Annotated in this window: 19 protein-coding genes and 2 pseudogenes; 7 read left to right on the forward strand and 14 right to left on the reverse strand. The window is 64.8% G+C overall.

What is annotated here, in order from left to right; genetic code table 11:
* Nucleotides 1-66 precede the first annotated feature (66 nt).
* Nucleotides 67-981, forward strand: coding sequence for a LysR family transcriptional regulator (locus AC07PQ_RS00380; RefSeq protein WP_493184801.1), 915 nt, complete (start codon nucleotides 67-69; stop codon nucleotides 979-981).
* Nucleotides 982-1,189: 208 nt separating this feature from the next.
* On the opposite strand, the gene AC07PQ_RS00385 is transcribed toward AC07PQ_RS00380, so the two are convergent.
* The 3 genes from AC07PQ_RS00385 to AC07PQ_RS00395 are packed head-to-tail and all read right to left on the reverse strand — an operon-like array spanning nucleotide 1,190 to nucleotide 5,296.
* Nucleotides 1,190-2,530, reverse strand: a complete 1,341-nt coding sequence (locus tag AC07PQ_RS00385; RefSeq protein ID WP_493184800.1) for an MFS transporter — start codon at nucleotides 2,528-2,530, stop codon at nucleotides 1,190-1,192.
* A 43-nt stretch (nucleotides 2,531-2,573) separates the two neighbouring features.
* Nucleotides 2,574-4,115, reverse strand: coding sequence for a class I adenylate-forming enzyme family protein (locus AC07PQ_RS00390; protein WP_493184799.1), 1,542 nt, complete (start codon nucleotides 4,113-4,115; stop codon nucleotides 2,574-2,576).
* 2 nt (nucleotides 4,116-4,117) lie between these two features.
* Complete coding sequence (locus AC07PQ_RS00395) at nucleotides 4,118-5,296, reverse strand: acetyl-CoA acetyltransferase (RefSeq protein ID WP_493184798.1); 1,179 nt, start codon at nucleotides 5,294-5,296, stop codon at nucleotides 4,118-4,120.
* 148 nt (nucleotides 5,297-5,444) lie between these two features.
* On the opposite strand from AC07PQ_RS00395, the gene AC07PQ_RS00400 reads away from it, so the two are divergent.
* Nucleotides 5,445-6,017, forward strand: a complete 573-nt coding sequence (locus AC07PQ_RS00400) for a LuxR C-terminal-related transcriptional regulator (protein WP_007924818.1) — start codon at nucleotides 5,445-5,447, stop codon at nucleotides 6,015-6,017.
* 4 nt (nucleotides 6,018-6,021) lie between these two features.
* Here the strand turns inward: AC07PQ_RS00400 and AC07PQ_RS00405 are convergent, their stop codons facing one another.
* From AC07PQ_RS00405 to AC07PQ_RS00415, 3 genes and pseudogenes are all read right to left on the reverse strand, one after another.
* Nucleotides 6,022-6,162: a hypothetical protein gene (locus AC07PQ_RS00405; RefSeq protein WP_157173148.1), complete on the reverse strand. Its 141-nt coding sequence runs from the start codon at nucleotides 6,160-6,162 to the stop codon at nucleotides 6,022-6,024.
* Nucleotides 6,163-6,301: 139 nt separating this feature from the next.
* Nucleotides 6,302-7,312: pseudogene (locus AC07PQ_RS00410) on the reverse strand (chitinase); the annotation flags it as partial.
* Between the two features lie 37 nt (nucleotides 7,313-7,349).
* On the reverse strand, nucleotides 7,350-7,985 hold the full coding sequence (locus tag AC07PQ_RS00415; protein ID WP_007924820.1) for a lytic polysaccharide monooxygenase auxiliary activity family 9 protein: 636 nt from the start codon (nucleotides 7,983-7,985) through the stop codon (nucleotides 7,350-7,352).
* Nucleotides 7,986-8,336: 351 nt separating this feature from the next.
* Between AC07PQ_RS00415 and AC07PQ_RS00420 the strand changes: the two genes are divergently transcribed.
* Nucleotides 8,337-9,248, forward strand: a complete 912-nt coding sequence (locus tag AC07PQ_RS00420; RefSeq protein WP_007924821.1) for a LysR substrate-binding domain-containing protein — start codon at nucleotides 8,337-8,339, stop codon at nucleotides 9,246-9,248.
* A 238-nt stretch (nucleotides 9,249-9,486) separates the two neighbouring features.
* On the opposite strand, the gene AC07PQ_RS00425 is transcribed toward AC07PQ_RS00420, so the two are convergent.
* Genes AC07PQ_RS00425 through AC07PQ_RS00460 form a run of 8 tightly spaced genes read right to left on the reverse strand, consistent with a single transcriptional unit; the run spans nucleotide 9,487 to nucleotide 18,545 of the window.
* Nucleotides 9,487-10,527: an ABC transporter substrate-binding protein gene (locus tag AC07PQ_RS00425; RefSeq protein WP_493184797.1), complete on the reverse strand. Its 1,041-nt coding sequence runs from the start codon at nucleotides 10,525-10,527 to the stop codon at nucleotides 9,487-9,489.
* Between the two features lie 53 nt (nucleotides 10,528-10,580).
* Nucleotides 10,581-11,963 (reverse strand): aspartate aminotransferase family protein, encoded by a 1,383-nt coding sequence (locus AC07PQ_RS00430; RefSeq protein ID WP_101338148.1) that lies wholly within the window; start codon nucleotides 11,961-11,963, stop codon nucleotides 10,581-10,583.
* On the reverse strand, nucleotides 11,960-13,396 hold the full coding sequence (locus AC07PQ_RS00435) for an APC family permease (RefSeq protein ID WP_007924825.1): 1,437 nt from the start codon (nucleotides 13,394-13,396) through the stop codon (nucleotides 11,960-11,962). Before AC07PQ_RS00435 ends, AC07PQ_RS00430 begins: the two co-directional genes overlap by 4 nt.
* Before the next feature lie 57 nt (nucleotides 13,397-13,453).
* Nucleotides 13,454-14,947, reverse strand: coding sequence for an aldehyde dehydrogenase (locus tag AC07PQ_RS00440; protein ID WP_493184796.1), 1,494 nt, complete (start codon nucleotides 14,945-14,947; stop codon nucleotides 13,454-13,456).
* A 33-nt stretch (nucleotides 14,948-14,980) separates the two neighbouring features.
* A complete protein-coding gene (gene argE, locus AC07PQ_RS00445; protein ID WP_493184795.1) occupies nucleotides 14,981-16,141 on the reverse strand; it encodes an acetylornithine deacetylase in 1,161 nt (386 codons plus the stop codon).
* Complete coding sequence (locus tag AC07PQ_RS00450; RefSeq protein ID WP_493184794.1) at nucleotides 16,134-16,808, reverse strand: DUF1028 domain-containing protein; 675 nt, start codon at nucleotides 16,806-16,808, stop codon at nucleotides 16,134-16,136. Before AC07PQ_RS00450 ends, argE begins: the two co-directional genes overlap by 8 nt.
* Nucleotides 16,809-16,818: 10 nt before the next feature.
* Nucleotides 16,819-17,229 carry a RidA family protein gene (locus AC07PQ_RS00455; RefSeq protein ID WP_007924833.1) on the reverse strand — a complete coding sequence of 137 codons (411 nt, stop codon included), beginning with the start codon at nucleotides 17,227-17,229 and terminating at the stop codon, nucleotides 16,819-16,821.
* Nucleotides 17,229-18,545: a flavin-containing monooxygenase gene (locus tag AC07PQ_RS00460; RefSeq protein ID WP_007924835.1), complete on the reverse strand. Its 1,317-nt coding sequence runs from the start codon at nucleotides 18,543-18,545 to the stop codon at nucleotides 17,229-17,231. Before AC07PQ_RS00460 ends, AC07PQ_RS00455 begins: the two co-directional genes overlap by 1 nt.
* A gap of 356 nt (nucleotides 18,546-18,901) precedes the next feature.
* Between AC07PQ_RS00460 and AC07PQ_RS00465 the strand changes: the two are divergent.
* The 4 genes and pseudogenes from AC07PQ_RS00465 to AC07PQ_RS00480 all read left to right on the forward strand — a co-directional run.
* Nucleotides 18,902-19,081, forward strand: a pseudogene (locus AC07PQ_RS00465) (DUF2931 family protein); the annotation flags it as partial.
* A 273-nt stretch (nucleotides 19,082-19,354) separates the two neighbouring features.
* Nucleotides 19,355-20,611, forward strand: coding sequence for a multidrug efflux RND transporter periplasmic adaptor subunit MexE (gene mexE, locus AC07PQ_RS00470; RefSeq protein ID WP_007924837.1), 1,257 nt, complete (start codon nucleotides 19,355-19,357; stop codon nucleotides 20,609-20,611).
* Nucleotides 20,612-20,626: 15 nt separating this feature from the next.
* Nucleotides 20,627-23,806, forward strand: a complete 3,180-nt coding sequence (locus AC07PQ_RS00475; protein ID WP_087090685.1) for an efflux RND transporter permease subunit — start codon at nucleotides 20,627-20,629, stop codon at nucleotides 23,804-23,806.
* Nucleotides 23,803-25,224, forward strand: coding sequence for an efflux transporter outer membrane subunit (locus AC07PQ_RS00480; RefSeq protein ID WP_493184793.1), 1,422 nt, complete (start codon nucleotides 23,803-23,805; stop codon nucleotides 25,222-25,224). Before AC07PQ_RS00475 ends, AC07PQ_RS00480 begins: the two co-directional genes overlap by 4 nt.
* Nucleotides 25,225-25,239 lie beyond the last annotated feature (15 nt).

Genomic DNA, 25,239 nt, shown 5'->3' on the forward strand with positions numbered 1-25,239 from the left:
TTCATGCCGGCCATTGTTCTCATATGGCCGCTCTCGTCAAGTTTGCTGACTCTGCCAGGACTCAAGATGAATCGTAATGACCTGCGTCGTGTCGACCTGAACCTGTTGATCGTGTTCGAAACATTAATGCATGAACGCAGCGTGACCCGGGCGGCGGAGAAACTCTTCCTCGGCCAGCCGGCCATCAGTGCGGCGCTGTCGCGCCTGCGCAGCCTGTTCGACGATCCGCTGTTCGTGCGCACCGGGCGCAGCATGGAGCCGTCGGCCCGGGCGGTGGAAATCTTCGCCCTGCTCTCGCCCGCCCTCGACTCGATCTCCACCGCGGTCAGCCGCGCCGCCGAGTTCGACCCGGCGACCAGCACCGCGGTGTTCCGCATCGGCCTGTCCGACGACGTCGAGTTCGCCCTGCTGCCGATGCTGCTCAAGCGCCTGCGCGCCGAAGCGCCGGGGATCGTGCTGGTGGTGCGCCGTGCCAACTACCTGCTGATGCCGGCCCTGCTGGCCTCCGGTGAGATTTCCATCGGCGTCAGCTACACCCAGGACCTGCCGGCCAACGCCAAGCGCAAGGTGCTGCGCCGCAGCCTGCCCAAGCTGCTGCGGGCCGACAGCATGCCCGGCGCCCTGAGCCTCGATGACTTCTGCGCCCGCCCCCACGCCCTGGTGTCGTTCGCCGGCGACCTCAGTGGTTTTATCGATGAAGAACTGGAAAAACTCGGGCGCAAGCGTCACGTGGTGCTCGCAGTGCCGCAGTTCAACGGCCTGAGCACCCTGCTCACCGGCACCGACATCGTCGCCACCGTGCCGGACTACACCGCCGAAGCCCTGACCGCCGCCGGCGGCGTGCGCGCCGAAGACCCGCCCCTGCCGGTGCAGACCTTCGAACTGCACATGGCCTGGCGCGGCTCCCAGGACAACGACCCGGGGGAACGCTGGTTGCGCTCGCGGATTCAGATGTTTTTTGGCGACCCCGATAGCCTTTGATCCCTACACAAACCGGATCGTCTGCCATAGGCAAAAGGGCCAGTCCTGACTGGCCGCTCGCGAGACTTTCCTGTTTCCGTGCTGACACCGAGCGTTGCAGCTATGCGCTCGACCCGCCCGACGCCATTGCCCACCACTGACCCATACCGACGTCCTGGCCGCCAGGCCGCGATACGCGGCCGGGTGGGGCCGGCGCTGACAGGTGGGCTCAAGCTTGCGGATTGACCAGGAGTTGCGCAGCCCCATGCCCCTGGTGCCGGACGTCGTGGGTACAGGCGACGAAGTCCTCCTTGCGCAGCACTACCAGGGCCAGCAGCGACGCGATCCCGGTCGCCACGTAGAAGTACCAGGGCGCGGTGATGTCGCCAGTGAGCTTGATCAGCCAGGTGGAAATCAGCGGCGCGCTGCCGCCGAACACCGCCACCGGGATGTTGTAGGCCACGGCGATGCCGGTGGAGCGGATGCGGGTCGGCAGCAGCTCGCTCATCAGGGCGTAGGTCGAGGACGCATAGAGCCCGAACAGGATCGCCACGGCCATCAGCGGCCAGAACAAGGTGGCCGGGGTCGCGTTGGGCGCGGCCTTGAAGAACCAGTACATGGCCAGGGTCGCCAGAGTACCGATCACCATCAGGAACGGCTTGCGCCCGTAGCGATCGGTGAAGGCACCGCCGAGGGGCATGACCACCGCCGCCGAGAGACTGGCAACGAATACATAGAGCAAGGTCGTGCCACTGTCGAACTTGAGGGTGTTGGACATGTAGGTCGAGGCGAAGGTCAGCACCAGGTAGAAGATCGAGCTGTGCAGGGTAATGATGAAGAACACCAGGGCGATCGAGCGCTTCCACTGCCAGACCTCCCGCAGCGGCGCCTTGGAGGTCTGCCCGGCCTGCACCAGGGCCAGGAACTCCGGGCTGTCCTCCAGCTTCAGGCGGATATACAGCGAGATGAAGCCCAGGGGGCCTGCGATCAGGAACGGGATCCGCCAGCCCCAGTCCTGCATCAGTTCGGCGCCCAGGGCCCAAGTCATGCCGTTGGCCACGGCGCCGCCCAGGAGCAGGCCGAGCACAGCGGTGACCATCAGCCAGCAGGTGGCGAATCCCCGGCGCCCTGGGCTGGCGTATTCGGAAATGAAGCTGGTGATGGTGCCGATCTCGCCACCGGCAGAGAAACCCTGCACACAGCGGACCAGCACCAGGATCACCGGCGCGGCGATGCCGATGCTCGCGTAGGTCGGTAACAGGCCCAGCAGGCAGGTGGAGCCGGCCATCATCACCAGCACCGTGATCAGGGTCTTGCGTCGGCCGATCTTGTCGGCCAGGGGGCCGAAGAACAGGCCGCCCAGGGGCCGGATGAAGAAGCTCAGGGCAAAGGCTGCGAAGCTTGCCAGAAGGCTGCTGGTGGGATCGTCGGAAACGAAGAAGGCCTTGCCGATGTACAAGGCCAGGAAACCGTAGACGCCATAGTCGTACCACTCGATCAAGTGGCCGGAAGTGGCGCCGATGAAGGCCCGGCGCCGCTGGCGCTGGGGGTTGGAAGGTGGCACGCCCATCGTGGGGACTCCTGTCGTAGTGCTATCCATGAAATGCCGCGCTTCAGAGGTTGCTCAAGGGCCCGGTGGGGTCCTGCAACCACTGGCGTAAGCGGGTCTTGAGAATCTTGCCATAGCTGTTCTTGGGCAGCTCGGCGCAAAACAGGTACTTCTTCGGCTTTTTGAACGAGGCCATGCGCGCCAGGAACCAATGGTTGAGCGCCTGCGCATCGAGGTTGCCGGGCGAACGCAGGACCACGAAGGCCACCACCGACTCGCCCCACTGCGGGTCGGCCTCCCCCACCACGCACACTTCGAATACCTCGGGGTGCTGGATCAGCACTTCCTCGACTTCCCGCGGGTAGATGTTACTGCCGCCGGAGATGATCACATCCTTGCTGCGATCGGTCAGGGTCAGGTAACCCCGCTCATTCAGGAAACCGATGTCACCGGTGAGCAGCCAGCCGTCCACCAGGGCCTCCCGGGTGGCTTGCGGATTATCCCAGTACCCCTGCATCACCACAGCCCCGCGCACGGCGATTATCCCCCTCTCTCCGGCAGCCAGGGGTTGGCCCGCCGTATCCACCACGCGCACCTCAACGCAGGCGTGGGCACGCCCTACCGAGGCAGCAATGGTCGGCCAGTCAGCATGGCCGCGGTCGGCAATGGTCTCCCTGGACAGGGCGCTGATGGTCATTGGGCATTCGCCCTGGCCGTAGATCTGCATCAGCCGCGGGCCGAAGGTGTCCAGGGCCTGGGCGAGATCCGCCAGGTACATCGGGCCGCCGCCGTAGACGATGGTCTTGATCCCTTCGCCGCAATAGCCCTGCTGCCGGGCCTGCTGCACCATGCGCTTGAGCATGGTCGGCGCGGCAAACAGGCTGACCTGGCCCAGCGCCTGCGCCAGCTCGAACAATTCCGCCGCCTGGAACCCCTGGGACGTCGGCACCACATGCCGCGTACCACAGCGCACATGGATGAAGTTGTAGAGGCCGGCGCCGTGAGACATCGGCGCGGCATAGACCACTGCGTCATCAGCGGCCACCGGGTCCACGTCCAGCGGATAGCACAAGGACATGGCGATCAGGTTGCCATGGGACAACATCACCCCCTTGGGGCGGCCAGTGGTCCCGGAGGTGTAGAACAGCCAGGCCAGGTCGCTGTCCTCCCGCAGGTGCGGCTCTACCAGTTCATCACCCGGCACCCGGCCTTGCACGGCCAGCCCGGGCGCGGCCAGTTCGCGGCAGCCGGCCGGCAGGGTCGCGGTGTCGAAGCTCTGGCCCTCATCGGTGTAGATCAGCCGGGCCCCGGCATTGCCGGCAATCCAGGCGGCTTCCAGTGCATGCAACTTGCTGTTGATCGGAACCGCCACCGCCCCGCTCCACCAGATGGCGTACAACAGTTCGAGATAACCGCAGCTGTTCTTCAGCAGCAGCGCCACTCGGTCGCCAGGCTCAATGCCGTACTCGTGGCGCAGTTGCAGGGCGCGTGCCCTGGCCTGCTCGGCAAACGCCTGGTAGTCGGCGACCTGGCGGCGGCCCTCGAACAGAGCTCCCCGCCGCGGCCAGCGCTGGGCCGCATCGCGCAGCCAATGGGCGATGTTCATCCTCAGACCTTGACCGCTTGCAGGACGCTGGCGTAGTTGGCCACCGCCATGCCGCCCATGTTGAACAGCAAGCCGAACTCGGCACTGGGCACACCCAGGCCGATGGGTTTGCCGATCAGTTGGGCAAAGCCCAGGGCATGCATCGATACCCCGGTGGCCCCCACCGGATGCCCCTTGGCCTTGAGCCCGCCGGACAGGTTCACCGGCAGGCGTCCGCCCTGGCGCACGGTGCCGTCGTCGAGGGCCCGGTGCCCCTCGCCCCTGGGCGCCAGGCCCATGGCTTCGTAGATCAGCAATTCAGCGATGGTGAAGCAGTCGTGTACCTCAGCGAAACTCAGGTCGCCGAGGGTCACGCCGGCCTGGCGCAGGGCCCCGTGGATAGCCCGTCGCGGCCCCTCGAAGGCCAGCATGTCGCGGCGCGACAAGGGCAGGAAGTCGTTCACCTGGGTCATGGCACGAATCGCCACCTGGCGTCGCATCGAACGGGCGCGCTGGGGCGAGGCCAGGATGATCGCCGCCGCACCGTCACTGATCAACGAGCAGTCGGTCAGGCGCAGTGGCGGCGCGATCAGCGGGTTGCCCTGGGAAACGTTGTTGCAGTGTTCAAAATCCATCACGCGGTGCATCTGTGCCAGGGGGTTGGCCATGGCATTGGCGTGGTTCTTCACCGCGATCATGGCCATCGAGGACAACGGGCTGTGGTAGCGGTCGGCGTACTGCTGCGCCACCCGGCCAAAAAGCTGGGCGAAACTCATGCCGGCCTCCTGGAGGGCGTTCTGGTAGCCGGCGCCGGCCAGGGCCCGGGTGACTTCGACGGTACTGTTGCCGGTCATTTTCTCCGCGCCGACCACCAGTACCAGTTCGGCGGCGCCGCTGCGGATCGCGTTGATCCCGGCCTGGATCGCCGCCGAACCGGAGGCGCAGGCATTCTCGCAGCGAGTGGCGGGCTTGAAGCGCAGTTGCGGATCGGCCTGGAGCATCAGCGAGGCGGGAAAACCGTCCGCCACCAGGCCGGCGTTGAAGTGCCCGAGAAACAGCGCGTCGATTTGTGCAGCCTCGATCTCAGCGTCTGCCAGGGCCTCGCGGGTAACCTGGACGATCAGGTCCTCGAGGTTCAGGCCGTCCAGACGACCGAAAGGACTATGGGCGGCAGCGACGATGGATACGGAATCATGAACCATGTGATTTTCTTCTTCCTTGAAGCGGGTATTCCATACAATGATTCAACACCCGAATCACACGCTAGTTGGGGGAACTACGTACGGCAGTAAGTAGTCCCCCGCCCCCCCAAAAAAGGGGCGCGCCGATAAACCCGAGGCAGGATGCCTGATGACCCTACACGCCCAGCAATTCCAGGACCTCGAGCGCCTGGCCTTCCAGGTTTCCCCCGCACCGCAGATGATCACCGGACATCGCCGGATGCTCGACTGCAACCAGGCCTTCGTACGCCTGTTCGGCTACGAGCGCGAACACTTGCAAGGCCACCTGACCCTGCTGTTGTACCCCTCCCAGGCCGACTACCAGAGCATCGGCGAACGCAGCGAGCACTGGCTGCGCAACGGACCCGGCACCTTCTACTCCGATGAACGCTTCATGCAGCATCGCAACGGCGAGGTGTTCTGGGCCCGCGCCCACGGTTTTTCCCTGACGGCCGAGGACCCGTTCAAGCTGATGGTCTGGCATTTCGAGCGCCTGGACCGCCAACCGGCGCCGATGATCCAGTTGACCCCACGCGAACGGGAAATCTCGCTGCATATCGTCAATGGCCTGACCTGCAAGGAAGTGGCACGCAAGCTGGGCATTTCCCACCGCACCGTGGAAGTCCACCGCGCCCGGCTGATGAAGAAACTTCAGGCCAAGAACAGCGCAGAACTGGTGTCGAAGATCATCTTCATCAGTTGAGCGCCTAGGCAAGCATGTCGCCGGCACTGATGCGCAGCAGTTGCAATGGCCCGATAGTCGGGCCCTCCACGCTGCCGTCCTCTGCCAGGACCTGGTGGATGGCCCCCATCTTGAAAGCCAAAAAAAATCCGATGCCTTGCGGCATCGGATTTTCATTGCTTGCCCTCAGCGATCAAGTCAACAGGCTTGACTGTCGAGCATCCGGCACGTCTGCCGGATGTCTCCTTGATCGAATGCTAGAGGGCGGTCTGTGGGTGGGACTCATCCTGGGTTGAGGAGGACAGCTTGCCACCGTTGATCAACGGCCCGTAGCGCCGGCTGAATTCCTGGTTGTAGGGCACGTGGTCCTTGTTGACCCCGCTGTCCCAGTTGACCGACCAGGTCATCAGGCCCTTGATCGACAGCCCTTTGGCATGGAGGCGTTTGAACGCATTGGCAACGGCCGCCGGGTTGACCACGTATCCGGTGGCCGCGGCATCGACGTTGGCGGGCAGGCCAATGACGAATTTGTCAGCGGCAATCCTGGTGAAACCGCGAGTACCACTCACCAGGCTTTCGGTCAGGTAATAGAGGAAGTCCTCTTTCATGGCGTCGTTGTTCTGGGCGATCCAGGCCCCCTTGCCGTTGTTGGCCTCCTGAACCCAGAGGCCATCGCCGCCCTGGTTGTAGAACTGCGGCGCGATGAAGTCGTAGTAGCCTTCCAGCGCCTTGAGGTAGTCGACGTATCGACCGGCAGCGGTCAGGTAGGGGAACTCCGGCGCCATGCTGATGATGAAATGCTTGCCCTCGGCAGCATAGTGATCCTTGACCAGCTTCAGCGCGGCCGGCAGGACGATCTTGTTGCTGGCAGAGTCAATCGCACTCTGTTCAAGATCGATGTCCAGCCCGTCAAAGCCGTAGGTTTCCACCAGGCGGATGATTTCATTGGCCAGGGGCTGTTCGTGGCCCGGGTTCAACGCGATATGAGCGTCGGCGCCCCCCAGGGACATCAGCACCGCCCTGCCCTGGCTGTTCAGCACGCCCACCTGGCGACGAAACTCGGCATCGGACAGGTTGTACGGCTTGAACGTCGGAATACCGCTGCCTTTCATGAACGCCACGGCCACCACGTTGTAGTCCCGGGGCACATCCTCCAGGTTCATATTGGCAAACTGCCCGCGCTGGTAGCCGTCCGAGGGGCCGGCCGGCCAGTTGTGCCAGTAGCCCATGAGGATTTTCTTGCCATCCAGGCTCGGCATCCGCGACGCGGCATCATCCTGCGTCGTTTTCAGTTGGGTAAAGTCAATCTGTGACATGTTCTAATCCTTCAGAACGTTTGGACGATCCGCAGACTTATTTGAAGTCGACGTCGAAGGCCTGATAGAAGGCGTTGCCGGTATTGGCCACGATCCACATCAGGACAATCACGTGACGGCCCTTTTTATTGGCTGGCAGCTTCACTTCGTGATCGACCTTGGCCTTCAGTTCGCCGGCATGGCTGTAGTAAGGCACCTGCGGATAGAAGTCCTCGGCGAAAGGTTGAGCCTCCAGTTGAGCGCGGGTGATGCGCTGTTTCGGATCCCAGCCGTCCTTGGTGATCAGCCAGCGATAACCACGGGTGGTGTGTGGCGCGGTGTACTGCCAGGTCACCTTGAAGATCTGGCCGGGGTTGACGTTGAGCGTCGGCCAGGTGAAGGCGCGGCCGAGCTTCTTGCTCATCTCCTCATCGCTGAAGTTGACGCAGTCCCGGGCATCGGTCTTGCCACCGCTGAGGATGAAGCCATCGGCCGGCGGCACGTCGCTTGGGTTGTCCGTGTTGAACGGTGCAGGGAACGGACCCGCGGCCAGGGCCGGGAAGTTCTTGCCGCCTTCCATCTCATTGACCTGCCAACCGCCCAACAGGCCCAGGTCGATGGCGACTGCGCCGCGGGAGGCTGGGGAGGTGACGCGACCGTGGCGAAGCGGTGATTGGGTTTGTGGTTTGTTCATGTTTATTGCTCCATTGATTTAAGAAACTCTCCCTTTCCAAAGGAGAGGTCTTCAAATTAACCGAGCTGGATTTTCTGTCCACGCACCCATTTTTCGCTCCGCATCACGCTGGCAGAGGAATCGCCCGAAAATACTGGATATATAACCAGTACCCCAAGATTTCTCCTACCCAACTTGAAGTAAAAGTCCTACATGTCCAGGCGGCACCTGGAAGCTGTACCTCTACCTGCAAGCCTTTGCGGCACTGCGCGCCTACCCAGCGAAAATATCCCCACTGCCGAGCAAAATCCGCTGCAGCGCCGGCCCGCGGAGCGGGTATCGTGGAGCAAAACCATCGGCCAGAGGTGCACTGTGGCGTCCTATTCCTTGCGTCAATTGAAGTATTTCGTCACCACCGTCGAATGTGGCAGCGTCGCCGAGGCGTCGCGCAAGCTGTATATCGCCCAGCCGTCGATCTCCACCGCGGTCAAGGGCCTGGAAGACAGCTTCGGCGTGCAGTTGCTGATCCGTCATCACGCCCAGGGCGTGTCCCTGACCCCGGGTGGCGCGCGTTTCTACCGCAAGGCCCAGGAACTGCTGCGCATGGCCCACGAGTTCGAGCAGAACGCCCTGGCCGACAACGATGTGGTGTGTGGGCAGATCGATATCGGTTGTTTCGAGACGGTCGCCCCGCTCTACCTGCCGCGGCTGATCGCCGGCTTTCGCCAGCGTTTTCCGGGGGTGGAGATCCGCCTGCAGGACGGCGAGCAGCAGGAGCTGGTGCAGGGGTTGACCGGCGGGCGCTTCGACCTGGCGATCTTCTACGAGCACGACCTGGACAGCACCATCGAGACCGAGGCGCTGATGGCGCCGCAACGGCCGTATGCCCTGGTGCCGGCCGGGCACCGTTTTGCCGGGCAGGCCCAGGTGTCGCTGCGCGACCTGGTCCTGGAGCCGATGATCCTGCTGGATGTGCAGCCCAGCCGCACCTACTTCGTGAGCATCTTCGAGGAGTTGCAACTGACGCCGAATATCGTCTTCGGCTCGCCGTCGATCGAGATGGTGCGCGGCATGGTCGGCCAGGGGTTCGGCTTTGCCTTGCTGGTGACCAGGCCCCATGGCAACAGCACCTATGACGGCCAGGAAGTGGTCTGTGTGGAGATTGCCGAGGATGTCACCGGCTCGGCGCTGGTGGCCGGCTGGCTGAAACGGGCGCAGCTGACCAAGCCTGCGCAGTTGTTCGTCGATTACTGCAAGGAGCAGTTCGCTGCGTGGTTGAAATAGCACCCCAGGTATAACCGGAGCGGGCTTGCCGGCGATGCGGCCAATGCAACCCGCCTATCCAGGGTTGAACAGGTTATGGGCCAGCCCCGGGCTCGCGGCCAATACCCAATCTGCATCTGTAGGAGCGCAGCTTGCTCGCGAAGCGTCGCATCAGGCATACCGCGTTGCCTCTATCGCCAGCAAGCTGGCTCCTACAAAGAGCGGGTGCCCTCCTTTACGAAGCTGGTGGCCATTGACCTCAGCGCGCCGCCCAGGCGTTGAAGCGCTGTTCCAGCTCCTCGCCATGGTCCACCCAGAACTCCGCGTCCACCGCCCGCGCCCCGGCCAGGTTGGCCTCGGCAGTGGGCAGCTGCCGTTGCACCGCCGCCGGCAGCAGCGCCAGCGCGTCACGGTGCACCGGCCCGTAGGGGATCTCCTCGGAGAACACCTTCTGGGTCTGCGGCTGGCTGGCGAAGGCGATGAAGTCTTCGGCCAGCGCCTTGTTCGGCGTGCCCTTGACCACCGCCCAGTACTCCGGGTCGTACAGGCTTTGCGGCCAGACGATGCTCAGTTTCATGCCTTCCTTCTGCGCCGAGGCGATCCGCCCGTTGTAGGCCGCGCTCATCACCACGTCCCCGGCGATCAGCCATTGCGGCGGCTGCGCGCCCGCCTCCCACCACTGGATATTGCCCTTGATCTGATCGAGCTTGGCGAACGCCCGGGTCACGCCCTCGGGAGTACCCAGCACCTGGTACAGCTGGTCCGGCTTGACCCCGTCGGCGAGCAAGGCGATTTCCAGGGTGTACTTGGCGCCCTTGCGCAAGCCGCGCTTGCCGGGGAAGTCGGCGACGTTCCAGAAGTCCGCCCAGGAGGTCGGCGCCTTGGCCAGCTTGTCCTGGTCGTAGGCCATGACCATCGACCAGACATAGGTGGCCACCCCGCATTCGCTCAGGGTCCCCGGCACGAACCGCGCCGGGTCGCCAAAGCGCGCCGGGTCGAGGCGTTCGAACAAGCCTTCGTCACAGCCGCGCAACAGCTCCGGGCTTTCGACTTCGACCACGTCCCAGCTGGTATGGCCGACATCGACCATGGCCTTGATTTTCGACAGCTCACCGTTGTATTCGCCGGCGACCACGCGTCCTGCGCCGCTGGCGGTGAAAGGCTGGAAGTAGGCCTTTTCCTGGGCCTGCTTGGTGGCACCGCCAAAGGAGATGACGGTGAGGCTCTGCGGTGCGGCCGCAACCGCGGTGCACAACAGGGCCAGGGCAAAGGGAACACAGCAACGCAAGGATCTGGACATGTAGCGGTTCCTCGAATAGGCCGACGCGCCCGCGCGCGCCGGCCGCTTTGGGCTTACAGGTGACCGTATTCGCGGGCGGTCCTGTCTACGGCGGTACGGGTCTTGTCGACCAGTTCATCAATGTCGGCGTGGCTGGCCACCAGGGCCGGGGCCATGATCATCCGGCCCAGGGTCGAGCGGATGATCAGGCCCTCTTCGAAGCCGATGGTGCGGCAACGCCAGGCCATGTCGTTTTCGTTGGCGAAGCGCTTGCGGCTGGCCTTGTCTTCGGCGAACTGCAAGGCGGCGACCAGACCTGCACCCTGCACTTCGCCAATCAACGGATGGTTGTCGAACACCTCGCGCAGGCAGCGCTGCAGATACGGCCCGGTCTCGTGCTTGACCCGGCTGACGATGCCTTCGTCGCGCAGGGCCTTGAGGTTGGCGATGGCCACCGCCGCCGCCACCGGGTGGCCGGAATAGGTCAGGCCGTGGGCGAACACCCCGCCCTGCTCCACCAGCACCTCGGCCATGCGCCTGGAGAGGATCAGACCGCCCATGGGGATGTAGCCGCTGGTCAGGCCCTTGGCGATCGACAGGGTGTCGGGCTCGAAGCCGAAATGCTGGTGGGCGAACCACTCGCCGGTACGGCCGAAACCGCCGATCACTTCATCGGCGCACAGCAGCACGTCGTACTGGCGGCAGATGCGCTGGATTTCCGGCCAGTAGCTTTCTGGCGGGAAGATCATGCCGCCGGCGCCCTGGAAGGGCTCGGCGACGAAGGCCGCGACATTCTCGGCGCCCAGTTCGAGGATCTTCTCCTCCAGCTGCCGCGCAGCGCGCAGGCCGAACTCGGCCGGGGTCAGGTCGCCTTCGTGGGCGAACCAGTACGGCTCGTCGATGTGCGCCACGTCCGGGATCACCCCGCCCATGTCGTGCATGAACTTCATCCCGCCCAGCGCCGTGGCGCCGAGGGTCGAGCCGTGGTAGCCGTTCCAGCGGCCGATCATGATTTTCTTCTGCGGCTTGCCGAGGATCTGCCAGTAGCGGCGCACGGTGCGGATCAGCACCTCGTTGGCCTCGGAGCCGGAGTTGGTGTAGATCGCGTGGCTGTAGTGCGCGGGCAACAGGCTGAACAACAGCTCCGACAGCTCGACCACCGCCGGGTGGGTGGTGTGGAAGAACATGTTGTAGTACGGCAGTTGCTCGAGCTGCTGGCTGGCAGCGGCGGCCAGGTCCTTGCGGCCGTAGCCGAGGTTGGTGCACCACAGGCCCGACATGCCGTCCAGGTAGCGCTTGCCGTCGTTGTCCCAGAGCGCCAGGCCCTCACCGCGCACGATCACCCGCGGCCCTTCGGCGTTCAGCGCCTTCTGATCGAGGAACGCATGAATGTGGTGCGCGGCATCCGCGGCCTGGTAGTCGCCGGTGCTGCGCACGGGTTTGATCTGAACGGTCATTGCGAGTCTCCTTGCGGGTTTTTATCGAGAGTGCCGAGCACGCTGGCCAGCGGCTCCGGCTTGAACAGTGGCTTGCCCATCACGCCCTTGATCCACAGCACGGCGATGATCGAGACGATCAGCAGCACGAGACCTGCGTAGGCAAAAATCGAAAAGGTCATCTCCGGGCTGGGCGAGACGTTCCAGATCGCAAACAGCATGCCGGCGATGCCGAACACCTGCGGCAAGGGGTAGAACGGCGTGCGGAACGGCCGCGCCACCTGCGGGTAGCGCCGGCGCAGGGCGATGACATTGACGTGGGTGATGATGTAGGCCAGCAGCCAGGCCAGGGCCGCCGAGAGCAACAGCTGGTTGATCGCATCGGCATGGTCGTGCATCAGCAGCAACGGCAGGCCAGTGACCGCGGCGATAAACAGCACCGCCACCCAGGGCGCGCCGGTGCGCTTGCCCTGGCGCTTGAACACGCCAAAGGCCTGGCCATTGCGAGCCATGCCGAACAGCATGCGCGGGATCGCTGCCAGCGAACTGTTGAGGGTGCTGCAGGTGGCGGTGATCGCGGCGGTCACCAGGAACACCTTGCCCGCCTCGCCGAACACCGTGGTGGCGAACAGGTAATGCGGCAGGCCGTTGCTGGCCAGTTCCGCCTGGGGCACGGTGAGCAAGGCGCCCAGGCCATACAGGCTGATGATCACGAAGATGATGGTCAGGCCGAGCATCATCGAGCCCGGGATATTGCGCTCCGGACGCCGGGTTTCTTCCACCAGCGGGCAGACGAACTCGGCGCCGACGAAGCCCCAGACCGCCATCGCCGTCAGGGCGACCACGCCCAGGCCCAGGGGGTTCCAGTGGGCGCTGTCGAACAGCGTCGGGTTGGGCGCGACGATGTCGCTGTTCATCGCGCTCAGGCCCATCACCAGCAGGACCACGGTCATCACCACCGCCAGCACCGTCTGCAGGCGGGCGAAGATGTCGATGTTGAACAGGTTGAGCACGGTGAACAGCGCCAGTACCCCCAGGGCCACGGTCAGCGGCGGCATGGAGTGCGGGTAGACCTTGTCGATGATGAACTCCATCAGCAACAGCTCGGCCGACAAGGCGAACATCGCTACCACGATGTAGCCGGAAAAGGTCGCCAGGATCGCCGGGAACTGGCCGATGGCGACCTCGGTGTAAGTGCTCAGGCTGCCGGCGCGGGGGATCATCAGCGCCAGTTCGGAGAACGAACAGGCGTAGCTCAGGGCCAACAGGTAGGCCAGGCCCAGGGGCACGATAAAGCCCAGGCCGGCGATGCCGACACCTTGCAGCATCAGCACCATCACGCCTTGTGAGACCACCAGGCCGATGGCCACCGCCAACAGCGCGGTGAGGCCGAGTTTCTTGCGACTCGCGGGCGGCGCCAGGGCGCCGGTTTGCACGCTTGCATTGCTGTTCATCGGTTGCTCCGTCTTGTTGTTCTATTTTTTTGAAGATCGGTGCCGCGCTTCGGGGCCTCAGCCGCGCAGTTGAATCCAGGTGGTTTTCAGCTGGGTGTACTTGTCGAACGAATGCAGCGACAGGTCGCGGCCAAAGCCCGACTGCTTGCCGCCGCCAAAGGGCACGGTGACATCCAGCGCATCGACGGTATTCACCGACACCGTCCCGGCATTCAGCCGCCGCGCCACTCGATGCGCGCGATTGAGGTCGTCGGTCCACAGCGAAGCGGCCAGGCCATAGATGTGCTGATTGGCCAGGGCCACCGCCTGGTCTTCGTCGTCGAACAGCGTGATCGCCAGCACCGGGCCGAACACCTCTTCGCGGGCCAGGGTCATGTCGGCGGTCACGCCCGTGAAGATGGTCGGCTCGATGAAGTTGCTCGAACCGTCGATGCTCAGTTGCCGACCGCCGCACACCAACTGCGCGCCCTCGGCCTGGGCCTGCTCGATGTACTGCTTGATGCGCTGCGCCTGGCGCGCATCGACGATGGCCCCGGCCCGGCTCGCCGGGTCCAGCGGATTGCCCGGCTGCCACTGGTGCGCCTTGGCCACCAGGCGCTCGATGAACCCATCGGCGATCGAGCGCTGCACCAGCAGGCGCGAGTTGGCCGAGCAGACTTCGCCCTGGTTGAAGAAGATGCCGAACGCGGCTTTCTCGGCCGCCAGGTCCAGGTCCTGGCAATCGGCGAACACCAGGTTCGGGCTCTTGCCGCCGCACTCCAGCCAGACCTGCTTGAGGTTCGATTGCGCGGCGTACTGCATGAAGTACTTGCCGACCTCGGTGGAACCGGTGAACACCAGGGCATCCACCTCCATGTGCAGGCCGAGGGCGCGACCGGCCTCCTCGCCCAGGCCCGGCACCACGTTGAGCACGCCCTTGGGAAGGCCGGCTTCGATGGCCAGCTCGGCCAGGCGCAGGGCCGAGAACGGCGACTGTTCGGCCGGCTTGAGCACCACGCTGTTGCCGGCGGCCAGGGCCGGGGCCAGCTTCCAGGCGGCCATGTCCAGCGGGAAATTCCACGGCACCACCGCACCGATCACCCCCAGCGGCACCCGGGTGATGGTCGCCAGGACATTGCTGGCGCTCGGCGCCACCTGGTCATAGAGCTTGTCGAGGCTTTCGCCGTACCAGGCAAATACATGGGCCGCGCCCGGCACATCGATATTCCAGGCATCCATCACCGGCTTGCCCATGCTCAGGGAATCGAGCAAGGCCAGTTCGTCGCGGTGCTCCAGCATCAGCTGCGACAGGCGCAGCAGAATCGCCTTGCGCTCGCCCGGCGCCATCCTCGCCCAGGGGCCCTGCTCGAACGCACGGCGGGCGCTGCGCACCGCCCGGTCGACTTCGACCGCGCCGCAGGCGGCCACCTGAGCCAAGCGTTTCTCGGTGGCCGGGTTGACCACATCGAAGCGCGCGCCGCTCTCGGCCTGGCACGCCTCACCGTCGATAAAGGCGCTGTCGATCAGGCGTTGGCGCTGCGCCAGGGCTGTCCACTCGTTGAAATCTTTCACCGCGGATTCCTTGTTCTTATTGAAAAATCGTTATCAATGCTTGCAGAGGTATTCGGCCAGGCGGTCCATCAGCCGGTCGCAGGCCGCCATCTGCTCGACGCTGACGAACTCGTCCGGCTTGTGGCCCTGGTCCATGCTGCCGGGGCCGCAGACCACCGCCGGGATGCCGGCCTGGTCGAACAATCCGCCTTCGGTGCCAAAGGCCACGGTGCCGAAGGCATCGCTCCCGCACAGTTGCGCCACCCGTTGCGCGGCGGCGCTTTCGGGAGCAGTCGCCAAACCTGGATAAGCCGAGATCGCTTCGAAGCGGATCGCCGTATCGGCCTTGACTGCCTGCATCGCCGGCAACAGTTCCTGTTCGGCATAGCCTTGCAGTTCGTCCACCACCGCCCGGGGTTCGAAGGCTGGCAAGGCGCGCACCTCGAAGTCGAAGCGGCAGTCGGCCGGGACGATATTCAGCGCCGTGCCGCCCTGGATCACCCCGACCTGCACGGTGGAGAACGCCGGGTCGAAGCGAGCGTCGTGATGCTCCGGGGCCGCCAGGCGCCGGCCGATCTCCCCCAGCCGGCCGATCAGCCGCGCCGCCTGCTCGATGGCGTTGACCCCATAAGGCGCATAGGCCGAGTGGCACGGTGCGCCGTGCACATGGCAACGCATGGCCAGCTTGCCCTTGTGGCCGAGCACCGGTTTAAGCTCGGTGGGCTCGCCGATCAGGCACAGCGCCGGTTGCGGGATGCGCTGTGGCAGCACTTCCAGCAGGCTGCGCACGCCGAGGCAGCCGACTTCCTCGTCATAGGAGAACACCAGGTGCACCGGCCGGCGCAGCGGGCTTTCGAGAAACAGCGGCACCGCGGCCAGCACCGAGGCCAGGTAGCCTTTCATGTCGGCAGTGCCGCGCCCGTAGAGCTTGCCGTCACGCTCGGTCAGGCTGAAGGGTTCGAACGTCCAGGGCTGGCCGTCCACCGGCACCACGTCGGTGTGTCCGGACAGCACGATGCCGCCTTCCACCGCCGGACCGATGCTGGCCAGCAGGTTGGCCTTGGTCCGCTCGGCGTTGTAGATCAGCTCGCAGCTCACGCCCAGGCCGTGCAGGTAGTCGCGTACGAACTCGATCAAGGCCAGGTTCGAATCGCGGCTGACCGTGGCAAAGCCCACCAGCCTGGCCAGCAAGGCGCGGCTGCGCAGCTCATTCATCGCCCGGCACTCCGTAGCTCGGCGCCAGGGTCGGATTGAGGGCGCGGGTCAGGTAATCCTGCAACTGTGGCTCGTAGGCGCTCCAGAGCCTGTGCAGCTCGCCGATGGGGTTGGCCTCGGCCCAGTCCACCCGCAGGTCGACGATCGGCCAGACCAGCTCGCCGACCACCGACAGCGCCGCCGAATGCACCGCGCCCGCCTCGCCCCCGGCGTCCTGCCCGGCCTGCAACGCGCTGAGCAGCCGCGCCGCCAGGCAGCCTTCGCTGCTTTCGAAGGCCTCGACCATGCGCTCGATCACTGCGCTGTTGGCCAGCAGGTTGCCGGCCGCCACGCATTGCTCACCGACCACGGCATTGTTAATGCCCAGTGCGTGGTTGCCACTGAATACCGCCGTGCGCCCCCGGGCATCCACCACCGCCACCTGGCGGTACTGGCTGTAGCCGTTGCGGGTCAGCGCCTGGTCCAGGGCCTGCGCCGGCTCCAGGCCTTCGCCCAGGCCGTCGAGCACCTGGGGGCCGAGGGCCGGCAAGGTAATGTTCTGGCTCGACACCGCGCCCACGCCGCTGCGCAGCCAGGGGCAACGGGCGCCGACGGCGATGCTCGACGAGCTGATGGCAATGCCCAGCTGGCCGGTTTCGGCGCAGCGGCCGACGATGGAGAAAGTCATGGCGAACTCCTTATTCGGGGATGACCGCGATCACGTCGATTTCCATCAGCCACTGCGGCTGGCCCAGGGCGCTGACCACCAGTCCGGTGGAGATCGGGAACACGCCCTTGAGCCATTTGCCGACCTCCTGGTAGACCGGTTCGCGGTAACGCGGGTCGATCAGGTAGGTGGTGGTCTTGACGATATGACTGAGGTCGCTGCCAGCCTCTTCCAGCAGTTGCTTGACGTTGCGCATGGCCTGCTCGGCCTGGGCCCGCGGGTCGCCGAGGCCGACCAGCTGGCCATTGAAGTCGGTGCCGACCTGGCCGCGCACATACACGGTGTTGCCGGCGCGCACCGCCTGGCACAGGTCGTTGTCCAGGCTCTGGTTCGGGTAGGTGTCTTTGGTGTTGAACATCCGGATGCGGGTATGAGTAGGCATCAGCGGGCTCCCATGCGGCTGGCGGGTTGAGTGGCGGATTCGCGCTCGGCTTGGCGCTGCGCGGCATCGCGATAATCGAAGTAGATGCGCTGTTTGACGATGTGCTCGGCGATGTGCCGGGCGTCGTGCCACACGCCCCAGATAAACGCCGAGCCGCGCCGCGACAGCCACGGCAGGCCGACGAAATAGACCCCGGGCTCGCTGGACACGCCGCGCTGGTGGCGAGGCTTGCCGTTGTCCTTGAAGGCATCGACCTGCAGCCAGCTGTAGTCCACCGAATAACCGGTGGCCCAGATGATGGTGGCGACGTTGGCCTTGACCAGGTCGAGCTCGAGGATCGGCTGGGTCAGGCACGGCGGGTCCGGCAGCATCACCCGGGCTTCGGGCTCTTGCGGCAGGTCCAGGCCGTTGCGGGCGATGTAGGCATCGGCGGCGTCGAGCAGCGCCAGGTAGTTTTCGTCGCCGCGGGCAATGTTCTCGGCCAGGTTGGCCTCGAAGCTGACCACGCCGTTATCGAATGCCTTGGTCAGGCCGACCAGGGTCATGCCCTGGTGGGCCAGCCGGCGGAAGTCCACGGTATGCCCGCCACGGGCGCCGCTGACGGCGATGGTCACGTGCTCCTTGCCCGGCTGCATGGTCTCGGCATCCCACTCGCCGAGCACCCCCAGCCACCAGCAGAAATCACGGTTGCGGTAGGCCCGCGGCGGACGGTCATGGGCCCCGACCGAGAGATAGACCTGCTTGCCGGCGCGTTGCAGTTCATCGGCGATCTGCACCCCTGACGAACCGGCGCCCACTACCAGCACTGCGCCTTCGGGCAGCTGTTGCGGATTGCGGTAGGCCGCCGAGTGCATCTGCAGCACACGCTGATCCTGCGGGGCGATCGGCGGGATCACCGGGCACTGGAACGGACCGGTGGCCACCACCACTTGCCGGGCTTCGATCACCCCGTCGCCGGTGTCCACGGTGAAGCCCGGGCGGGCGGTGTTGCGCACCACCTTCCTGACTTCGACGCCAGTGCGGATCGGTGCGTTGAATTTACGGGCGTAGGTTTCGAAGTAGTCGGCGACCTGGTCCTTGCCGGCGAAGGCATCGGGGTCCAGGCCTTCGAATTCCAGGCCCGGAAAGCGGTCGTGCCAGGCCGGGCCGTTGGCCACCAGCGAATCCCAGCGCCCGCTGCGCCAGGCTTCGGCGATGCGGTTGCGCTCCAGCACCAGGTGCGGTACGCCCAGGCGGCTCAGGTGTTCGCTCATGGCCACGCCGGCTTGGCCGGCGCCCACTACAAGCGTGTCGATTATTGTTTTATGGGTTGTCATGTCTGCGCCCTGTTGAGTGATCCCACGTAGGCAGCCGTGGGCGGTGTAGGACGCATTCTGGGAGAAGGCGGGAAATGCCGAAATTATGATTTTTGTGGTTGCTAGAGAGTAAAAAACTGTCTGGCGATCTGGGGGGCTCTGCATCAGCCCTACAACCGAATCAGCCACTGCCCAGCCTCTTGCAGAATCCTCCTAAATCCCTGCCCCAGCATTCCCGGTACGGTTTCCAGCGACCCTTTCGCTTGAACCAGGACCCGTCATGGCCAGCAACGGACCCGGGCCGATGCCCAATCTTCTACGGCCCGCCAATCCCAACCAGAGCCCCGCCGAAGGCGCCGCCGAAACCGACCAACCGCATTGTCCAGGTCTGGGTAAGAGATGAATGTCATCACCCGATCAAAGTCACTCGCATCCAAGCCGAAGTTGAGCCTTTAGGGCCGAGCCAAGGCAAAACCAATGGCCGTTACGCCTACCCGATCAGTGAAGAGTCCAAACGCTATATAGAGAAGTACGGCATCCCCTATGGCAGTTGGTAATGAAAGCACTCACCTCCCTGCCGGGCAGACCGCAACAATCCTTGCGATAACGCCTTATGCCGTCACCGCCCTCGCCGCCCGACCCTTGCAATCGCGGAAACAATGAAATTCCATTTAAGCAATTGATAGCACCCTAACGAAAGGTGCATGCTAGAGGGCTTTCATCGCGCTTATATCATTCCGAATGATAGTTACCTTCGGCTCATTCGATTCGTGCGATACAACCCCTGCCGAGCATCATCCGCCCATCTCAAATACATTGGCGGATGATCCATGGAACAGTCACTCAAACACTTACGCTTCCCTCTCGCATTATTGGCTGTGCTGGTGATGAGCGCCTGTGGCAAGGCGCCGCAAACGGCCGCCAACATGCCCGCCGCCAAAGTCAGTGTGGCCAAGGTGCTGGAGCAACCGGTCAACGAATGGGACGAGTTCACCGGGCGCCTCGAGGCGCCGGAAACCGTAGAGATCCGCCCACGGGTTTCCGGCCAGATCGACCAGGTGGCCTTCACCGAAGGCGCCCTGGTGAAAAAAGGCGACCTGCTGTTCCAGATCGACCCACGGCCGTTCCAGGCCGAAGTGCGCCGCCTGGAAGCCCAGCTGCAACAAGCCCGGGCCACCGCCACCCGCAGTGCCAATGAAGCCCAGCGCGGCCAGCGCCTGCTGACCAGCAACGCGATCTCCGCCGAGCTGGCCGACACCCGCACCAGCGCCGCCCAGGAAGCCCGCGCCGGGGTCGACGCAATCCAGGCGCAACTGGACGTGGCCAAGCTCAACCTGAGTTTCACCCGGGTCAGCGCGCCCATCAGCGGTCGCGTCAGCCGCGCGCAAATCACCGCCGGCAACCTGGTGACCGCCGATGTCACCCCGCTGACCAGCGTGGTCTCCACCGACAAGGTCTACGCCTACTTCGACGCCGACGAGCGTGTGTACCTCAAGTACACCCAGCTCGCTCGCCAGGGCCAGCGTGGCCAGACCACCCCGGTCTACCTCGGCCTGTCCAATGAAGAAGGCCACCCGCACCTGGGCCAGATGAACTTCGTCGACAACCAGGTCAACCCGCAGACCGGCACCATCCGCGGTCGCGCGGTGTTCGACAACGCCGACGGCAGCTACACCCCGGGTCTCTATGCGCGCCTGAAACTGGTGGGCAGCGGCACCTACTCCGCCGTGCTGATCAACGACGAAGCGGTGGGGACCGACCTGGGCAAGAAGTTCGTGCTGGTGATGGACGCCGACAACAAGCCGGCGTACCGCGCCGTCGAGCTGGGGCCGAAGATCGAAGGCCTGCGCATCGTGCGCAACGGCCTGAACAAGGACGACACCATCATCGTCAAGGGTCTGCAGCGCGCCCGTCCGGGCGCACCGGTCAGCCCTGAAGTGGTGCCGATGGCCAGCAAGGAAACCCTCGCCGCCCTGGCGCAACAAAGAAAGGCCCTGGAAGCCAGCAACCTGCCTCAAGTCGCCCCCGCCAAGGGCGCGTCTGAAGCAGCTGCGAAACTGGCCAGCGCTGCGACTCCACGCGGTTAAGGGAAAAGACTCAAGATGAATTTCTCCCAATTCTTCATTTCACGGCCGATCTTCGCAGCGGTGCTGTCGCTGCTGATCCTGATCGCCGGCTCCATCTCGCTGTTCCAGCTGCCCATCAGCGAGTACCCGGAAGTGGTACCGCCGACCGTGGTGGTGCGCGCCAACTTCCCGGGCGCCAACCCGAAAGTCATCGGTGAAACCGTGGCCGCGCCCCTGGAGCAGGCCATCACCGGGGTCGAGAACATGCTCTACATGTCCTCGCAGTCCACCGCCGACGGCAAGATCACCCTGACCATCACCTTCGCCCTGGGCACCGACCTGGACAACGCCCAGGTGCAGGTGCAGAACCGCGTGACCCGCACCGAGCCCAAGCTGCCTGAAGAGGTGACGCGCATCGGCATCACCGTGGACAAGGCCTCGCCCGACCTGACCATGGTCGTGCACTTGACCTCGCCGGACAAACGCTACGACATGCTCTACCTGTCCAACTACGCCATCCTCAATATCAAGGATGAGCTGGCGCGCCTGGGCGGCGTCGGCGATGTGCAGCTGTTCGGCATGGGCGACTACTCGCTGCGGGTCTGGCTCGATCCGAACAAGACCGCTTCGCGCAACCTGACCGCCACCGACGTGGTCACCGCCATTCGCGAGCAGAACCGCCAGGTCGCCGCCGGTACCCTGGGCGCCCCGCCCGCGCCGAGCGCCACCAGCTTCCAGCTGTCGGTCAACACCCAGGGCCGCCTGGTGACCGAGGAAGAGTTCGAGAACATCATCATCCGCTCCGGCGACAACGGCGAGATCACCCGCCTGAAAGACATCGCCCGGGTCGAGCTGGGTTCCAACCAGTACGCCCTGCGTTCGCTGCTGAACAACCAGCCGGCGGTGGCGATCCCGATCTTCCAGCGCCCTGGCTCCAACGCCATCGAGATTTCCAACGAAGTGCGGGCCAAGATGGCCGAGCTGAAACAGAGCTTCCCGCAAGGCATGGACTTCAGCATCGTCTACGACCCGACCATCTTCGTGCGTGGCTCCATCGAGGCAGTGGTGCATACCCTGTTCGAAGCGCTGATCCTGGTGGTGCTGGTGGTGATCCTGTTCCTGCAGACCTGGCGCGCCTCGATCATCCCGCTGGTGGCGGTGCCGGTCTCGCTGATCGGTACCTTTGCCGTGATGCACCTGTTCGGCTTCTCGCTCAACGCCCTGTCTCTGTTCGGGCTGGTGCTGGCGATCGGTATCGTGGTGGACGACGCCATCGTGGTGGTGGAAAACGTCGAGCGTAATATCGGCCTCGGCCTGAATCCGGTGGAAGCCACCAAGCGCGCCATGCGCGAAGTGACCGGGCCGATCATCGCCACCGCCCTGGTGCTCTGCGCGGTGTTCGTGCCGGCAGCCTTCATCAGCGGCCTGACCGGACAGTTCTACAAGCAGTTCGCCCTGACCATCGCGATCTCCACGGTGATCTCGGCCTTCAACTCCCTGACCCTGTCGCCGGCCCTGGCCGCGGTATTGCTCAAGGATCACCACGCACCGAAGGACGGCTTCTCCAAGTTCCTCGACAGGTTGCTGGGTGGCTGGCTGTTCAAACCCTTCAACCGCTTCTTCGACCGCGCAAGTGGTGGCTACGTCGGCACCGTGCGCCGGGTGATCCGTGGCAGCGGCATCGCCCTGTTCCTCTACGCGGGCCTGATGGTGCTGACCTGGTTCGGCTTCGCCCATACGCCGATGGGCTTCGTCCCGGCCCAGGACAAGCAATACCTGGTGGCCTTCGCCCAACTGCCGGACGCCGCGAGCCTGGACCGCACCGAGGACGTGATCAAGCGCATGTCCGACATCGCCCTGAAGCAACCGGGCGTGGAAAGCGCGGTGGCCTTCCCCGGCCTGTCGATCAACGGTTTCACCAACAGCCCGAACAACGGCATCGTGTTCGTGACCCTCAAGCCCTTCGACGAGCGCAAGGACCCGAGCATGTCCGCCGGGGCCATCGCCGGCGCCCTGAACGGCAAGTATGCCGATATCCAGGAAGCCTACATGGCGATCTTCCCACCGCCGCCGGTACAGGGCCTGGGGACCATCGGCGGGTTCCGCCTGCAGGTCGAGGACCGCAGCGGCATGGGTTACGAAGAGCTGTATAAAGAAGTGCAGAACGTCATCGCCAAGAGTCGCAGCGTGCCGGAACTGGCCGGGCTGTTCACCAGCTATCAGGTCAACGTGCCCCAGGTCGATGCCGCTATCGACCGGGAAAAGGCCAAGACCCACGGCGTGGCCATCAGCGATATCTTCGACACCCTGCAGGTCTACCTGGGCTCGCTGTACGCCAACGACTTCAACCGTTTTGGCCGTACCTACCAGGTCAACGTCCAGGCTGAACAGCAGTTCCGTCTCGAAGCCGAGCAGATCGGCCAGTTGAAAGTACGCAACAACAAGGGCGAGATGATCCCGCTGGCGACCTTCATCAAGGTCAGCGATACCTCGGGGCCGGACCGCGTGATGCACTACAACGGCTTCGTCACCGCGGAAATCAACGGCGCGGCCGCACCGGGCTACAGCTCCGGCCAGGCGGAAGCGGCGATCGAGAAACTGCTCAAGGAAGAACTGCCCAACGGCATGACCTACGAATGGACCGAGCTGACCTACCAGCAGATCCTGGCCGGTAACACCGCGCTGTTCGTCTTCCCGCTCTGCGTGCTGCTGGCCTTCCTGGTACTGGCCGCGCAATACGAGAGCTGGAGCCTGCCGCTGGCGGTGATCCTGATCGTGCCCATGACCCTGCTGTCGGCCATCGCCGGGGTGATCCTGTCCGGTGGCGACAACAACATCTTCACCCAGATCGGTCTGATCGTACTGGTGGGCCTGGCGTGCAAGAACGCGATCCTGATCGTCGAATTCGCCAAGGACAAGCAGGAAGAAGGCCTCGACCCGCTGGCCGCGGTCCTGGAAGCCTGCCGCCTGCGTCTGCGGCCGATCCTGATGACCTCGTTCGCCTTCATCATGGGTGTGGTGCCCCTGGTGTTCTCCAGCGGCGCCGGTGCGGAAATGCGTCATGCCATGGGTGTCGCGGTGTTCTCCGGGATGCTCGGGGTGACCTTCTTCGGCCTGCTGCTGACCCCGGTGTTCTACGTCCTGATCCGCAACTATGTGGAGCGCAGCGAAGCCCGCAAAGCGACCCGAGCCCTGAAACTGGAGGCGCAACAATGAGCCTGAAAGTCTTCCTGCCGAGCTTGCTGGCACTGGCCCTGAGTGCCTGTGCCGTGGGCCCGGACTACCAGACCCCGACCACCGAGGCGGCCCACATCACGGCCGCCGCCGATGGCGCCGCGGGCCAGAAGAATTTCGACCGCGCGCGCTTCGAAGGCATCTGGTGGCAGCAGTTCGACGACCCGGTGCTCAACCAGTTGGTGACAAAGTCCCTGCAGGGCAACCGTGAATTGCGCGTGGCCTTCGCCCGTCTGCGGGCCGCCCGGGCGATCCGCGACGACGCCAGCAACGATGCGATGCCGACCATCACCAGCCGTGCCAGCAGCGACCTGGCCAAGGGTCAGATCCCCGGCCAGACCACCCGCCGGGTCAACAGCGAACGCTACGACCTGGGCCTGGACATGGCCTGGGAGCTGGACCTGTTCGGCCGCATCCAGCGCAACCTGGAAGCCAGCGAAGCCGACCAGCAGGCCGCCGAGGCCGACCTCTACCAGCTGCAAGTCACCATGATCGCCGAGCTGGTGGACGCCTACGGCCAGCTGCGCGGCGCCCAACTGCGGGAAAAGATCGCCCTGGCCAACCTGGACAACCAGCAGGAGTCGCGCAAGATCACCGAAAGCCTGCGTGACGCCGGCGTCGGCGACCAGCTCGACGTGGTTCGCGCCGACGCGCGCCTGGCCGCGGTAGAGGCCAGCGTGCCGCAACTGCAGGCCGAACAGGTGCGCCAGCGCAACCGTATCACCACCCTGCTGGGCGAGCGTCCGGACAAGCTCAGTGTCGATCTCAAGCCCGCGCAGTTGCCGGCGATTGCCAAGGCCCTGCCGATCGGCGACCCGGGCGAACTGCTGCAGCGGCGTCCCGACATCCTCAGCGCCGAACGCCAGCTGGCCGCCGCCACCGCGCGGATCGGCGTGGCCAAGGCCGACCTGTTCCCGCGGGTCAGCCTCAGCGGCTTCCTCGGCTTCACCGCCGGCCGTGGTTCGCAAATCGGCTCCTCGGCCGCCAATGCCTGGGCCCTGGGCCCGAGCATTACCTGGGCGGCCTTCGACCTGGGCAGCGTGCGCGCCCGCCTGCGGGGCGCCAATGCCGACGCCGACGGCGCCCTGGCGACCTACGAACAGCAAGTGCTGCTGGCCCTGGAAGAGTCGGAAAACGCTTTCAGCGACTACGGCAAGCGCCAGCAACGCCTGATCTCGCTGATTCGCCAGAGCGAGTCGAGCCGCGCCGCGGCCGACCTGGCAGAGATCCGCTACCGCGAAGGCACCGTCGACTTCCTGGTGCTGCTGGACGCCCAGCGCGAACGCCTGGCCGCCGAAGACTCCCAGGCCCAGGCCGAGGTCGACCTGTACCGTGGCATCGTCGCCATCTACAAGGCCCTGGGTGGCGGCTGGCAGCCTGAGACGGTGGCCAGCAAGTAAGGCTTCAACCGAGCT

The sequence above is a fragment of the Pseudomonas sp. GW821-FHT09E12 genome, assembly GCF_059416085.1.